Source organism: Rathayibacter sp. VKM Ac-2857 (assembly GCF_013205025.1).
Lineage (GTDB): Bacteria > Actinomycetota > Actinomycetes > Actinomycetales > Microbacteriaceae > Rathayibacter.
Window position 1 is genome coordinate 1 of record NZ_JABMLE010000001.1, and the last position, 13,768, is coordinate 13,768.

Sequence of the window (13,768 nt, forward strand, 5' to 3'; positions counted from 1 at the left end):
GAGGTCGCCCCGGAGGTGACTCCGACGCAGCTGAGGAGGATCGTCGGCCGTCTGCGTGATCAGCTGCACGAGGAGCCGCTCGTCCAGCGCCATGCTCGGGCCCGCCAGGACCGTGCCGTCTGGATCACGCCCGACGTCGACGGGATGGCCACCCTCTGCGCGCTCCTCCCCGCGCCGGACGCGATGGGGATCGGCGACCGCGTCGACCGCATCGCCCGCTCCCTCCGCGACGGCGGCGACCAGCGCACCCTGGCCCAGCTGAAGGCCGACGTGCTCACCGACCTGCTGCGCGACGGCGACATCGCCGGCACCACTCCCGCGAGCGACGGGCCTCAGCTGTCCGCGTCGTACGTGCCCGGGATCCGCGCCGAGGTGCGGCTCACGCTCGCCGCGTCGACCGCCGCGGGTCTCGACGACGCACCGGCGGATCTCGACGGCTACGGCCTGATCCCGGCCGACCTCGCTCGTGCGCTGGTCGCGACGGGCGCGTCGTTCACCCGCGTCCTCACCGATCCAGACACCCGCGCCGTGAGGTCCGTCGGCCGCACCTACCGTCTCCCGCCGCCGCAGATGCGCCTGCACCTGCAGCTGCGCGATCAGACGTGCCGCTTCCCGGGCTGCACCCGCACCGCATCTCGGGCGGAGGCGGACCACACCCTCGAGTGGCGCAACGGCGGCGAGACCTCGCTCGAGAACCTCGTCTCCCTCTGCACCAGCCACCACCACGTGCGCCACGGCGACCGCTGGACCTACGTCCCCCGCCCGGACGGCGGCATCGGGTGGACCACCCCCACGGGCCGCATCGTCGTCGTACGCCCGCCGGCGCTGGCTGGGGCGCCGCCGGGCCCCCGCTTCGTGGACGTCCCGCCGTTCTGAAGGACGCGGGTCTCGATACGCGCTGCGCGCTACTCGACCAGGAGGGGCTGCCGCCGCGGCGGTTCCGTGCGCCGCCCGCATGCGTCAGCCCGCGCTCATCATGCTGGTCGAGTAGCCCCGCAGGGGCGTATCGAGACCCGCCGTCATCAGCAGGGCGGGTCTGCAGACCCGCGTTCTGACGCTGGTGGATCTCGATACGCCCGCTGCGCGGGCTACTCGATCAGCATGGCTTTCCCCCTCTACGCGCTGCGCGCTGCTCGACCAGCAGGGAACGCACGCGCTGCTCGACCAGCAGGGGCGCGATGCCGCTACAGGCCCGCGGGCTTGGACGGCGTGCGGAGCCAGGTGTCGAAGAAGGCGGAGAGGTCCTGGCCGGAGACCGACTCGGCGAGGTCCTGCAGGTCGGCCGTGGTCACGTTGCCGTAGCGGTTCTCGGCGGCCCAGCGCTGCAGCAGCGTGCCGAAGGCCTCCTCGCCGATGGTGGAGCGCAGCTCGACCAGCGTGAGGCCGCCGCGCGCGTAGATCGGGCTGTCGAAGAGGCCGAGCGCCCCCGGATCGGCGACCTGCGTCGCCCAGAACGGGTCGTCGGCGGGGATCGCCGCGACCTCGGCGGCCGACTCCTCGACGGTCGGGCCGCCGTCGTGCTCCGCCCACAGCCACTCGGCGTAGGTCGCGAAGCCCTCGTTCAGCCAGATGTCCGCCCAGACCCGCGGGGTGACGCTGTCGCCGAACCACTGGTGCGAGATCTCGTGCGCGACGGTCGAGGTGTCGGCGCCGCCCGAGTAGAACGACCGCCCCTGCGTCTCGAGGGCGTAGCCGATCTCGTCGTCGTCGACGACGGCGCCGCCCGAGCGGAACGGGTACGGGCCGAAGACGGTCGTGAAGTAGTCGATGATCTCGCCCTGGCGCGCGAGCGCGGCCTCCGTGCTCGCGCGAGCGTCGCCGGTGAGGTCGCGGTCGACGGCGTCGATGCTGACCACGCCCCCCGCCCGCGAGCGCACCAGGTCGTAGTCGCCGATGTTGACCATCGCGAGGTAGCTCGCCATCGGGCTGGTCTCGACCCAGCTGGAGGTGGTCCAGCCGTTGCGGGTGACGGGCGAGCCCACCGGGACGCCGTTCGCGACGGCGGTGCGCCCCTCCGGGACCGTGAGGGTGAAGGAGTAGCGGGCCTTGTCGGCCGGCGAGTCGTTGACCGGATACCAGGTCGAGGCGCCGTCGGGCTCGCTCGCGACCAGGGCGCCGTCGTCGGTCGACCACCAGCCGTACGGGGCGCCGGTGGCGTCGACCGGGTTGCCCGTCGTGCCGGCGTAGCGGATGTCGACCAGGGTCGGCGCGCCCTTCTTGAGCGAGCGGGCGGGCGTGATCGTGAGCTCGTCGCCGACCTGCGTGAAGGCGGCGCCCTTCGTGTTCACCGAGACCTTCGAGACCGTCAGGCCGCGGAGGTCGAAGGAGAACGAGCTCAGCTCCTGCGTCGGCGAGAGGGTCACGACGGCACGGCCGGTGAGCGCCCGCGGGGCCGGGTCGTAGGTGAGGAACAGGCTGTAGCTGAGCGCGTCGAAGCCCGAGCTGCCGAGGCCCGGGAAGTACGGGTCGCCGGAGCTGGTGCCACCGCTCGTGCCGGCCTTGGCGGCGGTGTCGGCGAGGGCCGGCGCCGGGAGCGCGACGGCTCCGGCGACGAGGGCGGTGGCGAGGAGCGCCGGAACGACACGGCGAGCGGAGGCGGGCATGCGGCTCACGCTAGACCCTCGGGTGCGCTCCCTAGCCTCGCCGCTCCAGCGCGGCCAGCAGGTACGGCGCCGTCCGGCTGCCGTCCGCCCGCGCGACCTGCTCCGGCGTGCCGGTCGCGACGATCGAGCCGCCCGCGTCGCCCGCTCCCGGGCCGAGGTCGATCACCCAGTCCGCGTCGGCGACGATCCGCATGTCGTGCTCGACGACGATCACGGTGTTGCCCGCGTCGACGAGGTGCTGCAGGTGGCCGAGCAGCCGGTCCGCGTCGGCCGGGTGCAGTCCCGACGTCGGCTCGTCGAGGAGGTAGAGGGTGTCGCCGCGCTGCGCCCGCCGCAGCTCCGAGGCGAGCTTCACCCGCTGCGCCTCGCCGCCGGACAGCTCCGGCGCGGGCTGCCCGAGCGCGACGTAGCCGAGACCCACGTCGAGCAGCGCGTCGAGGTGCCGGCCGATCTCCGTCTCCTCGGCGAAGACCTCGCGCGCCTCGGTGACGCTCAGCGCGAGGACGTCGGCGATCGAGCGCCCGCCCCAGGTGACCTCGAGGGTCTCGGCGTTGTAGCGAGTGCCGCCGCAGGCCGTGCACGGCGCCTGCACGGTCGGCAGGAAGAGCAGCTCGACCTCCATCGTGCCCTCGCCCTTGCAGACCGGGCAGCGGCCGCTGGGCATGTTGAAGGAGAAGCGGCCGGCCCCGTAGCGACGGCGCTTGGCCTCCGGAGTCGCCGCGAAGAGCGCGCGGACGCGGTCGAACAGGCCGGTATAGGTGGCGACGTTGGAGCGCGAGGTGCGCCCGATCGGCGTCTGGCCGACCTGCACCACCCGGCGCAGCCGCTCCGCAGGTCCGGTCGCGCTGCCGGTCGTGACGCCGGAGTCGGCGTCGAGCAGCGGGTCGTCGGAGGACGACTCGTCCGGCTCGGGGCTCTCCCCCGCGAGATCGGCCTGCAGGCTCGCGCGGAGCAGGTCCGGGAGCGCCTGATTGACCAGCGTCGACTTGCCCGACCCGGACACCCCCGTCACCGCGGTCAGCGCGCCGAGCGGGAATGCGACGTCGAGCCCGCGGAGGTTGTTGCGCGCCACGTCGACCAGCCGCACCTGCGCGTCGGGCGTCCGCCGTACGGGCAGCGGCGGCGTCGGCTCCGCGGTCTCGGGGAAGAGGTAGCGCCGGGTGATCGAGTCGCCCGCCTCGCGCAGGCCCGCGAGCTCGCCCGAGTAGACGACGGTGCCGCCGCCCGAGCCGGCCGCCGGGCCGATGTCGACGATCCAGTCGGCCTCGCGGATCACGTCGAGCGAGTGCTCGACGAAGAAGACCGTGTTGCCGCTGTCCTTCAGCGAGCGCAGGATGCCGAGCAGCGCCTCCGTGTCGGCCGGGTGCAGCCCCGTCGACGGCTCGTCGAGCACGAAGACCACGCCGAACAGCCGCGAGAGCACCTGGGTCGCGAGGCGCATCCGCTGCAGCTCGCCCGAGGACAGGGTCGGCGTCGACCGGTCGAGCGACAGGTAGCCGAGGCCGAGGTCGACGATCGGCGCCATCCGGCCGAGCAGGTCCGAGACCAGGCGCTGGGCGGCGAGCCGCGTCTCGGGAGGGAGGGGCGCGCCGCCCGCCGGGATCCAGTCCGGCTCGAGCACGCGGGTCAGCAGCGCCGCGAGCTCCTCCAGCGGCAGCGCCGACAGCTCGGTGATGTCCAGGCCCTCGAAGCTCACCGCCAGGGCCTCCGGCTTCACCCGCTTGCCGTGGCAGTCCGGGCAGGCGACGCTGACCAGGAAGGTCGCCGCGCGCTCGCGCATCCGGGCGCTCTTGGAACCGGCGAAGGTGTCCATCACGTAGCGGCGCACCCCGAGGAACGTGCTCATGTAGCGCGGTTCGGCCCCTGCCGCCACGGCCGCCCGCACCTCGGCCGGCCCGCGATCCGTCCAGACCGGGACCTGCGGCGACTCCTGCGTGTACAGGATCCACTCGCGCTCCTCCGCCGGAAGCGTCGTCCAGGGCACGTCGATGTCGTAGCCGAGCGAGATCAGGCTGTCGCGCAGCTGCTTGCCGTGCCAGGCGGTCGGCCAGGCCGCGAGCGCGCCGTCCCGGATCGAGAGCGAGCCGTCCGGCACCATCAGCTCCTCGGGCACGTCGTAGACGCGGCCGATCCCGTGGCAGGCGGGGCAGGCGCCCTGGACGGTGTTCGCGGAGAAGTCCTCCGCGAGGAGCATCGGCGCGCCCTCGGGGTAGGTCCCGACCCGGGAGAAGACCATCCGCACCACGGACGAGAGAGTGGTGGCGCTGCCGAGCGTCGAGCGGGCCGAGCCGCCGGAGCGGCGCTGCGGCAGCGCGACGGCCGGCGGCAGTCCGTCGATCGCGTCGACGTCCGGAACGCCGACCTGGTCGATCAGCCGCCGCGCGTACGGCGCCACCGACTCGAAGTAGCGGCGCTGCGCCTCCGCGTAGAGCGTGCCGAACGCGAGCGAGCTCTTGCCCGAGCCCGACACCCCGGTGAAGGCGACCAGCGCGTCGCGCGGGATGTCCACGTCCACGTCGCGGAGGTTGTTCTCGCGGGCGCCGCGGACGCGGACCCGGTCGAGGCGGTGGTCGTCGGGGGTGCGCGCAGTCATCCGACCAGCCTGCCCTGTCCCGATGTGCGCTCAGTCCAGGCGGGGGCGGTACGCGCGGACGACCGGCGGCGACTCGAGCGTCTCCCGCTTCACGACGTCGAGGCGCTGCAGCAGCGCGGGGATCGTCGGCGTCATCTCGAGCCGGACCTCGAGCTCGCCGTCGCGGCCGGGCAGGGAGAAGGAGACCTGGGCCGCGGAGGCGCTCCAGAGCAGCCGCTCGCGCAGGGGGCGAGCGGTGGGCTGCTCCGCGAGTCCGCCGACCTCTTCGAGCACAGTGGCGAGGCGGCGGGCTCGCACCTCGGCCGGCACGTCGCTGAGGAGGTTGGGGCTGAACAGCACGCCGCCGGACATCTCCTCCGCCTGACCGGGGTCGCCGGGACCGACGATCGCGGCCTCGACGGCGGCGGCGGCCGCCAGCGTCGACGGGTGCAGCGCGATCGTGCGGGCCGGCGGTTCGGCGTCCTCGAGCGCCGCGCGGAGGAGGCCCGTGGCCGCGGCGGCGAGCTTGGCGCCGTTCGTGGTCGCGAAGACCACGACGCCCAGACCGGACTCCAGGTGCCAGCGCATGTTCGAGGACCAGCCGGGCAGCCCGCCGGAGTGATGGGCGATCGCGCCGAAGCGGACGTCCTGCTCGATCACGAGCCCGAGACCGTAGGCCGAGCCGTCGAGGGTGCTCTCGCCGGCGCGGGGGCTGAGCGCGGGGACCGGGGTCCAGCCGCGCTGCATCTCGCGGCGGGAGGCGCGGCTGAGGACGGCGTCGTCATCGTTCCCGTCGGCACCGTCTCCGTTCTCACCGTTGTCGTCCGCGCCGACGAACGCCGACGACAACCAGCCGCTCCAGCGCGCGATGTCGCCGACGGTGCTGTACATGCTCGCCGCGCAGGCGCCCACGCCGGTGCCGGTGTACGGGCGGGCGGTCCAGGTCGCGCCCTCGTCGAAGCTGCTGAAGCCCCGCGCGAGGTCGGTCCCCGCGGGGTAGGCGTTCACGTCGTAGCGCGTGCTCGCCAGGCCGAGCGGCTCGAGGATCGTCCGGGTCGCGAAGGCGACGAAGTCCTCGCCGGAGACGTTCTCGACGATCACGCCGAGCAGCCAGAAGCCGATGTTGGAGTACTGGTAGACCTCGCCCGGCCGTTCCGTGAAGGTGAGCCCGCGCGCGATCAGCGCGAGGAACTCCGCGCGCGGCATCGCCATGACGTGGTCGGCCCAGCCGTTGTCCTCGGGCAGCCCCGAGCAGTTGCTGAGCAGCATCCGGAGCGTCACCGGCAGTACCCGGCCCGCGGCGTCGACCGGGTCCGCGAACTCGGGCACGTGGGCGCTCACGCGGTCGTCGAGGTCCAGCAGCCCGCGGTCGCGGAGGATCAGCACGGCGGCCGCCTCGAAGCTCTTCGACATCGACGCGATGCGGTGCACGGTGCCGGCCGCGGGCGTCGCACCGTCGAGGCGGTGCTCGCCGATCGCGTGCTGGAGGAGCAGCCCGTCGCGGTCGAACAGCGCCCAGCTCAGCGACGGAGCGACCGGCGCGCCCTCGTCGAACCAGTGCGCGAATCGGTCCCGGAGCTGCGGAGTCATCCCCTCATCCTTCCGCACGCGATCCCTCCGCACTCGCCCCTGGAGCTCGCACGGGGCCGTCCCTGCGCAGCTCCACGAGGATGCGGCGCAGGTGGATCGCGACCAGGACGCCCGGGCCCATGCTCGTCCCGGTCGCGGCGGCGCGGGCGTCCACGGCGCGCACGAGCTCCTCGACGGCGGCGTCCGCAGGCTCCAGGGAGCGGTCCTCCGGCGAGCCGCCCGTCACCACCGCATCGCCGACCGCGTGGCAGGCCGCGCTCAGCGGCGCCGCCAGCTCCGCGTCGAACGGCAGCGCGCCCGGGCGGTTCCAGATGGTGTCCGCCAGCGCGGCCGTCATGTCGCGGACGTGGAAGAGCGTCCCGTCGAGGGTCGCCAGGCGGAGGTGGTCGGTCTGCGAGCTGTGCCGGTGCAGCAGCGCGCGCGGATTGCCCTTCCGGCTCTCATCGCCGTCGACCAGCGCGCGCCGGACCTCGGCCGCGGTCGCCGCCAGCTGCTCGCCGTTGGTCGACCAGGCCTCGTGCTCGGGCGGCCAGGTCTCCTCGAGGGCGGTGCCCATGTCGTGCAGGTGGGTCGAGAGCTGGCGCTCGAACTCGTCGACGCGGGCCGTCGCGGCCTCGGAGGTGAGCCCCGGAGCGACCAGGAGGTTGACCAGCAGCCCGACCATCACGCCGACCGCCATCTGCACGAGGTAGCCGAGCGAGTAGTCCTCCGCCTTCGCGCCGCCGATGATCAGCACGAAGAGCGCCGCCATCGGCACGTACTCCCGCCCCGCGCCGAACCAGCCGGTGCCCGAGAGCACCACGCCGATGCCGACGATCAGCGGGATCGTCCACCAGGTCGGGCCGACGGTCACCACGACCAGCACGGCCAACCCGATGCCCGCCGCGAGCCCGAGGAGGGTCTGCAGCCCCGTCTTCGCCGAGCCCATCAGCGTCGGGTACATGCTGACGAGCGCGCCGAGCGGCGCGTAGTACGGGTACTGCTCCGCGACTCCGGGCACGTGCGGGGCGACGGCCCAGGCGATGCCCACCGCCACCGCGGTCTTCAGTGCGAGGAGCAGCCGCGGGCCGGAGACCGCGTCGCGCCAGGCCCGAGCGGCCCGGGTGAGGCGAGGGCCGGTCACGCCTGGTTGTCGAGATGCGCAGCGTCGAGGCGGGGTGCGTCGAGCCGCGCCGCGACGTCCGCGGGGAACCCGCCGGTCGCGATCGGGCTCCAGCGGGTCGGTGTGATGCGCAGCAGCGACTTGTCCTGCAGTCGCATCGCCGCGCGGTACTCGTCCCAGTCCGGATGCTCGCCCGAGATGCTGCGGTAGTAGTCGACGAGCGCGTCCTCCGCCTCCGGCATGTGCAGGACCTCGGCCTCGCCGTCGACCTGGATCCACGCGTCGTTCCAGTCGTCGGAGAGCACGAGGACCGAGGCGGCGGAGCGGCGCTCGGCATTGCGGGTCTTCGCCCGGCCGGGGTAGGTCGAGATCACCAGGCGGCCCTCGGCGTCGACGCCGCCGGACACCGGCGACATCTGCGGCCGGCCGTCGGCGCGGGTGGTGGCGACGAGCATCCGGTGCCGCGGTCGCACGAAGTCGAGCATGCCGTCGCGGTCGACGGCGGTGGTGGTGGAGACGGTTCTGGCCATCCACCCAGGCTAACGAGCACCCCTTCCGAACTAGGTGGTTCTACCCGGTCGTGTCGGCCGGAGCCCAGGAACGGCGTGCCTCCTCCCCCTGAGAGGGGCCGGGCCCGGGCGGGCGCTGGCGCGGAAGGACGGGCGCGCTGTCGCTAATTTCTGGACGGAACTCCCCCCCTCCCGGCCCCGAAAGGACCCCGTGCCCACCTCCTCCCCCCTCTCCCCCTCGCGCCGCTCCGTCGCGGTCGCCGCGGCCTGGTCGCTGCCCGTCATCGCTGTCGCCGCTGCGGCGCCGCTCGCGAGCGCCTCCACCGTCCCGGTCGTCCCCGGCCAGCCGGACACCTACCCGAACCCCACCTTCTCGGCCACCCGCCAGTCGGTCGGCGACCCGAGCCTCAAGGCGACCAACAACACCGGCTACGCCCGCACCGACTTCACCGCCGTCCCCGACGACGGCGACTACGCCTCGTACAAGACCGGCTGGACCTACGTCATCACCTCCGCGAAGCCGGTGTCGAACATCAGCTACGACACCACCAGCCTCGCGATCGGCGTGCAGGGCGCGCTGACCGACGGCCTCTACACCTACTCCTGGACCCTGACCCGCGCGGCGGAGACGACCTGGGTGCGGGTCAAGCCCACGGCCTTCCCGCAGGAGATCCGCTTCGTGCTGACCGACACCACGTCGAACCCGCAGGGCGTCGTCGGCAACGCGACGGCCACCTCGAAGGCGTAGGCCACCGGCGGGCTCGCCTACTCGGGCGAGCCCGCCTGCTCCGCCGGGCCGACCAGGCGTTGAAGCCTCGCGCGCTGCTCGTGGAGCACCACGACCAGCGTGCTGTCTCGCTCCCGGAGCCACTGCTCCAGCGACGCGTCGAAGAGCGCGGCCGCCGTGCGGGCGGCGAGCGCCGCGTCCTCCGCCGGGACACTCCGCTCGACCAGCGCGTCGCGCATCGCGTCGGCGAGCACCGCCGACTTCAGCAGCTCGCGCTCGCGCAGCGCCGGCTCGGACACGATCACCGCTCGCCGCGCCGCGATCTCTCCGCGCCAACCCTCGAGGTCCCCCGCCGCGACCGTCACGAGTCCGTGCATCAGCAGGCCCAGCGGATCGAGGCCCGCGGGCGCCGCGGCGAGCAGTCGCGCCACCACCTCCGGGAACTCCCGCTCGCGGAGGAACAGCACGTCGCGCTTGTCGGGGAAGTGCCGGAAGAAGGTGCGGGTCGTGAGCCCGGCCCGCTCGGCGATCGACGGCACCGTCGTCGAGGAGTAGCCGTGCTCGGCGAACAGCTCCATCGCGGCGCGCTCGAGGCGCAGAGCGGCGTCGGGGGCCCAGCGTGACATGGAGACAGGCTAGCCGATGACACGACGTGTCATCAAGTGTACGGTGACGACACGTCCTGTCATCGAGCACTGGAGACCCGTTGCCCTCGAACCCCGCTGTGCCCACGAACACCGCCGCCCGGCTCCCCTCCGCCCGCGCCGACCTCGTCGTCGGGCCCGCCGCGCTGCACGTCCCCGGGCCCGGCGAGCTGCTCGTGCGCAACCGCGCCGTCGCCGTGAACCCGCTCGACGAGCTCAAGCAGTGGACCGGCGACCTGATGTACCGCTGGCTGCCCTACCCCTCCGTGCTCGGCGAGGACGTCGCCGGCGAGGTCGCGGCGGTCGGGCCCGGCGTCGACCGCTTCTCCGTCGGCGACCGCGTCGTCGCCTACGCGGTCGGGATGGAGCGCGGGCGCCGGCACGACGCCGAGGGCGGCTTCCAGGAGTACACGGTCGTCCGGGCGGATCTCGCCGCGCCGATCCCGCCGCAGCTGGCGGACGAGCAGGCCGTGGTGCTGCCGCTCGCGGTCTCCACCGCCGCCACCGCGCTCTTCCAGAAGGACCGCCTCGCGCTGCCCCACCCGTCGGCCGAGCCCGTCGCCACCGGCCGGACCGTCGTCGTCTGGGGCGGCGCCACCAGCGTCGGCAGCAACGCGATCCAGCTCGCCGTCGCCTCCGGCCACCGCGTCGTCGCCACCGCCTCGCCCGGCAACCATGCCCGCCTCCGCGAGCTCGGCGCCGACGTGGTCGTCGACTACCGCGGCCCGAGTGCGGTCGCCGACGTCGTCGCCGCGATCGGCGGCGCCGAGGTGGCGGGGATCCTCGCGGTCGGCACCGGCTCCGCCGAGCCCTGCGTCGCCGTCGCGGCCGCCACCGGAGCCCGCCGGGTCGCCCTCGCCAGTCCCTCGGTCTCCTTCGGCTCCCTGCCGCGGAAGGCGGGGCTCTCCCTCCCGTTCGTGCGCACGATGTCGCGCCTCGTCGGCGCGAACCTCCGCCTCCAGTTCGCCGCCCGCCGCCGCGGCATCCGCGCCCGCTACGTCTGGGGCGCCACGCTGATGAGCAACGAGGTCGGGCCGATGCTCTGGCGCGACCACCTGCCGAGCGCGCTCGCCGACGGCCGGCACCGCTGCGCGCCCGAGCCCGAGGTCGTCGGCACCGGTCTCGGCGCCGTGCAGGGCGCGCTCGACCGGTTGCACGCGGGGGTGTCGGCACGGAAGCTGGTCGTGCGGCTCTGACCGCGAGCCGCTCCGGTGCGCCACTATGGACCGTGCCGCTCCCCTCCGCCGCCGGACCGTCCGTGCCCTCCACCCGCTCCTGGCTGCTCGTCGCGCCGTCGCTCGTCGTCCTCGGCTGGGGCGGCAACCAGTTCCTGCCGCTGATGCAGCTCTACCGCCAGCTCGAGGGCTACACGCAGACGCAGGTCACGATCCTGCTCGCCGCCTACGTCCTCGGCATCGTGCCCGGCTTCGCCCTGGCCGGCGGCTGGTCCGACCGCTTCGGCCGCCGGCCGGTGCTGCTGGCCGGCCTCGTCCTCGGGGTCCTCGGCAGTGTCGTGCTCGCCTGCTCCCCCGCCTCCGTGCTCGGTCTCGGCATCGGCCGCTTCATCAGCGGGCTCAGCGTCGCGGCCGGGATGGTCGTCGGCACGGCCTGGATCAAGGAGCTGTCGATCGCGACGGGAGCGTCCTCGGCCGGCGCCCGCCGCGCCTCCGCGATGCTCACCATCGGCTTCGGCGGCGGTGCGGGAGTCGGCGGCGCGCTCGCGCAGTTCGGCCCCTGGCCGACCGTGCTGCCCTACTTCGTGCAGTCGGCGGCCTGCGTCGCGGCCGTCCTGGTGCTCCTCCGCGCGCCGGAGACCCGCGCCTACGACCCGTCCGCCGGCCGCCTCGCCGGCGAGCTCAGCATCCCGCGCCCCGCCCGCGCCCGCTTCGCCGCCGTCGTCCTGCCGCTCGCCCCCTGGGTGTTCGCGGCGCCCGCCCTGTCCTTCGCGGTCGGGCCGAGCCTGGTCGCCGACCGCCTGCCCGGCGTCACCGTCGGCTTCGCGACCCTCGTCACCGTGATCACCCTCGGCTGCGGCTGGGTCACCCAGCTCTTCTCCGGCCCGCTGCTCGCGCGGCTGCGCGGCCGCGGCGCCCTCGTCGGCGGCGCGCTCACGGCGCTCGGCGCGCTGCTGCTGATCCCGGCCGCCGTCGGGCAGCAGCTCTGGCCGGTCCTCGTCGCCGCGCCGGTCTTCGGCTGCGGCTACGGCCTCGCGATGGTCTCCGGGCTGACCGCCTCGCAGGCCCTCGTCGAGACCCGCGACCTGGCGAGCATCACCGCCGTCTACTACTCGGTCACCTACGCGGGCTTCCTCGTGCCGGCGATCCTGGCCGCGCTGGCCGTCGCCCTGCCGATGCCGCTGCTGCTGGCGGCGACCGCGCTGGCGATCCTCGCCTGCGTCGCGCTCGCGGCCCGTGGACTGCGCCGCCGGTCCGCGCCTACGCTCACCTGAACCGTCGTCCGCCCGAAGGAGACCCCGTGTCAAAGGTCCGAGTCCACAACTTCTCCGTCTCGCTCGACGGCTACGCCGCCGGGGAGGGCCAGTCGCTCGAGACCCCGTTCGGCCACGCCGGCTCCCGGCTGGTCGAGTGGGCGATGGGGACCCGCACCTTCCGCAGGATGGGCCTGCCCGGTCCGGGCGAGGGCTCGCAGGGCGTCGACGAGGCGTTCGCCGGCGCCTGGGCGGACGGCGTCGGCGCCGAGATCATGGGCCGCAACAAGTTCGGGCCCCAGCGCGGTCCATGGGAGGACGAGGAGTGGACCGGCTGGTGGGGCGAGGACCCGGTCTTCCACACGCCGGTCGTGGTCCTCACGCACCACCCGCGCCCGACCGTCACGATGGCCGGCGGCACGAGCTTCCACTTCGTCGACGCCGACCCGGCGACCGCCCTCGAGCGGGCCCGCGAGCTGGCCGGCAGCGGCGACGTGCGCATCGGCGGTGGCGCGGCGACGGTGCGGCAGTTCCTCGCCGCCGATCTCGTCGACCGGATGCACGTCGTGCTCGTCCCGATCGTCCTCGGCCGCGGCGAGCGGCTGTGGGACGGGCTCGAGGGCCTGGAGCAGCGCTTCCACATCGAGGCGACGCCGTCACCGTCCGGGGTCGTGCACCTCGTCTTCGAGCGCCGGGAGCGCTAGAACCGCGCCGCTACCTCGTAGAGCACGTCCTCGTCGCCGGCGTACAGCCCCTCCATCCGCGGCCAGTGCGCGATCACGTCGGTGAAGCCCAGCGCCTCGGCGCGGCCGGCCGAGTCGGCGTAGCGGTCGACGCTCTCGAGCGAGTAGTCCGGGCCGGAGTCGAGCGAGAGGTGCCGCTCGATCGAGCGCGGGTCGCGACCGGCGGCCTCGAGCGCGTCGTCGAGGCGCTTCGAGAGCTCGGCGACCGCCGCCCACCACTCCTCGGTGCTGCGGCCCTCCGGACCCGTCGTCACCCAGCCCTGCGCCCGCTCGGCCACGAGCGCGAGGCCCTTGGGCCCGTTCGCCGCGAGCACGAACGGCACGCGCGGCGACTGCACCGGCTCCCCCACCATCCGGGCCCCGCGCGCGGTGAACCAGGCGCCTTCGAGGTCGATGCCGCCCGAGCCGGGCACCTCGTGCCGCAGCAGCACGTCGAGTGCCGCGACGAACTCCACGTAGCGCTCGTGCCGCTCCCGCGGCGAGTGCAGCTCCTGCCCCAGCACCGTCGCGTCGAAGCCCGTCCCGCCCGAGCCGACCCCGAGGACGAAGCGGCCGCCCGAGATCTCGTCCACCGTGGCGATCTCCTTCGCGAACGGCACCGGGTGCCGGAAGTTCGGCGAGGCGACGAAGGTGCCCAGCCGCAGCGTCTCGGTGACCACCGCGGCGGCCGTCAGCGTCGGGATCGTCGCGTGCCAGACCTGGTCCGCGAGCGAGCGCCAGGAGAGGTGGTCGTAGGTCCAGGCGTGATCGAAGCCGAGCCCCTCCGCGGACTGCCACTTGCGGCGGGCGGTGGACCAGGGCTCCTGCGGGAGGATGACGATGCCGTGTCGCATCGTCCGAGTGTAGGGAG

The 13,768-nt window shown here is 74.2% G+C and carries 12 protein-coding genes; 5 read left to right on the forward strand and 7 right to left on the reverse strand.

The window, feature by feature from the left end; genetic code table 11:
* The coding region (locus HQQ86_RS00005) for an HNH endonuclease signature motif containing protein (protein ID WP_173285427.1) at window positions 1–876 on the forward strand (876 nt) is incomplete at its 5' end.
* Window positions 877–1,184: 308 nt separating this feature from the next.
* On the opposite strand, the gene HQQ86_RS00010 is transcribed toward HQQ86_RS00005, so the two are convergent.
* From HQQ86_RS00010 to HQQ86_RS00030, 5 genes are read right to left on the reverse strand one after another with little or no spacing between them, the layout of a single operon-like run.
* Complete coding sequence (locus HQQ86_RS00010) at window positions 1,185–2,603, reverse strand: M1 family metallopeptidase (protein WP_173285429.1); 1,419 nt, start codon at window positions 2,601–2,603, stop codon at window positions 1,185–1,187.
* Between the two features lie 31 nt (window positions 2,604–2,634).
* Window positions 2,635–5,196, reverse strand: a complete 2,562-nt coding sequence (locus tag HQQ86_RS00015; RefSeq protein WP_173285430.1) for an excinuclease ABC subunit UvrA — start codon at window positions 5,194–5,196, stop codon at window positions 2,635–2,637.
* A 30-nt stretch (window positions 5,197–5,226) separates the two neighbouring features.
* Complete coding sequence (locus HQQ86_RS00020; RefSeq protein WP_173285432.1) at window positions 5,227–6,765, reverse strand: serine hydrolase; 1,539 nt, start codon at window positions 6,763–6,765, stop codon at window positions 5,227–5,229.
* A 4-nt stretch (window positions 6,766–6,769) separates the two neighbouring features.
* The gene (locus tag HQQ86_RS00025; RefSeq protein WP_173285434.1) at window positions 6,770–7,888 is read right to left on the reverse strand and encodes an aromatic acid exporter family protein; all 1,119 of its coding nucleotides are present in this window, start codon (window positions 7,886–7,888) and stop codon (window positions 6,770–6,772) included.
* On the reverse strand, window positions 7,885–8,397 hold the full coding sequence (locus HQQ86_RS00030) for a PPOX class F420-dependent oxidoreductase (protein ID WP_173285436.1): 513 nt from the start codon (window positions 8,395–8,397) through the stop codon (window positions 7,885–7,887). The genes HQQ86_RS00025 and HQQ86_RS00030 overlap by 4 nt, the downstream gene beginning before the upstream one ends.
* A gap of 190 nt (window positions 8,398–8,587) precedes the next feature.
* Between HQQ86_RS00030 and HQQ86_RS00035 the strand changes: the two genes are divergently transcribed.
* Window positions 8,588–9,124 carry a hypothetical protein gene (locus tag HQQ86_RS00035; RefSeq protein ID WP_173285438.1) on the forward strand — a complete coding sequence of 179 codons (537 nt, stop codon included), beginning with the start codon at window positions 8,588–8,590 and terminating at the stop codon, window positions 9,122–9,124.
* Between the two features lie 17 nt (window positions 9,125–9,141).
* On the opposite strand, the gene HQQ86_RS00040 is transcribed toward HQQ86_RS00035, so the two are convergent.
* A complete protein-coding gene (locus HQQ86_RS00040) occupies window positions 9,142–9,729 on the reverse strand; it encodes a TetR/AcrR family transcriptional regulator (RefSeq protein ID WP_173285440.1) in 588 nt (195 codons plus the stop codon).
* Between the two features lie 98 nt (window positions 9,730–9,827).
* Between HQQ86_RS00040 and HQQ86_RS00045 the strand changes: the two genes are divergently transcribed.
* From HQQ86_RS00045 to HQQ86_RS00055, 3 genes are read left to right on the forward strand one after another with little or no spacing between them, the layout of a single operon-like run.
* Window positions 9,828–10,943: a zinc-binding alcohol dehydrogenase family protein gene (locus HQQ86_RS00045; protein WP_173285442.1), complete on the forward strand. Its 1,116-nt coding sequence runs from the start codon at window positions 9,828–9,830 to the stop codon at window positions 10,941–10,943.
* Window positions 10,944–10,975: 32 nt separating this feature from the next.
* Window positions 10,976–12,196 carry an MFS transporter gene (locus HQQ86_RS00050; protein ID WP_173285444.1) on the forward strand — a complete coding sequence of 407 codons (1,221 nt, stop codon included), beginning with the start codon at window positions 10,976–10,978 and terminating at the stop codon, window positions 12,194–12,196.
* A 26-nt stretch (window positions 12,197–12,222) separates the two neighbouring features.
* On the forward strand, window positions 12,223–12,879 hold the full coding sequence (locus tag HQQ86_RS00055) for a dihydrofolate reductase family protein (protein ID WP_173285446.1): 657 nt from the start codon (window positions 12,223–12,225) through the stop codon (window positions 12,877–12,879).
* Here HQQ86_RS00055 and HQQ86_RS00060 read toward each other — a convergent pair.
* Window positions 12,876–13,751 (reverse strand): LLM class flavin-dependent oxidoreductase, encoded by an 876-nt coding sequence (locus HQQ86_RS00060; protein ID WP_173285448.1) that lies wholly within the window; start codon window positions 13,749–13,751, stop codon window positions 12,876–12,878. The genes HQQ86_RS00055 and HQQ86_RS00060 overlap by 4 nt on opposite strands.
* Window positions 13,752–13,768: the final 17 nt, after the last annotated feature.